This window comes from Falsihalocynthiibacter sp. S25ZX9 (genome assembly GCF_041205405.1).
Taxonomy (GTDB): Bacteria; Pseudomonadota; Alphaproteobacteria; order Rhodobacterales; family Rhodobacteraceae; genus Falsihalocynthiibacter; species Falsihalocynthiibacter arcticus.
The window spans coordinates 1-293 of sequence record NZ_JBGFCD010000277.1 but is presented as its reverse complement, the minus strand read 5'-3'; the positions used below and the strand labels follow the sequence as shown (position 1 = coordinate 293).

1 pseudogene is annotated in these 293 nt (G+C 53.6%); it reads right to left on the bottom strand.

Annotated features, from left to right (window positions below):
• Window positions 1-69: 69 nt before the first annotated feature.
• Window positions 70-293: pseudogene (locus AB9F29_RS22235) on the bottom strand (ABC transporter ATP-binding protein); the annotation flags it as partial.

The window sequence follows — 293 nt, the reverse complement described above, 5'->3', positions numbered from 1 at the left end:
TATAATCTTGCCACGGTTCCGCGGCCCCCTCGCGCCAAAGCGCGAAGGTTTTACCATAATCCGGCGCTATCATTTCGCTGTCACATCGATGGCGATTTTTGAAACATGGTTCTGCGAGGGGATCAGTCCCGCTTCATTCAGGAAAGCTTCAAACGCCGCATAACGGCCCACATCCATCGCCGTTGGGCGCAACGCAAAACGCGGGAATGTATCAACCCAAGCGCTGGCGTTTAACTCGTCTTGCAATTCGGCGGAGGTGCTCGCGAAAACCTCAAAGCTTTCTTCAGGATGAT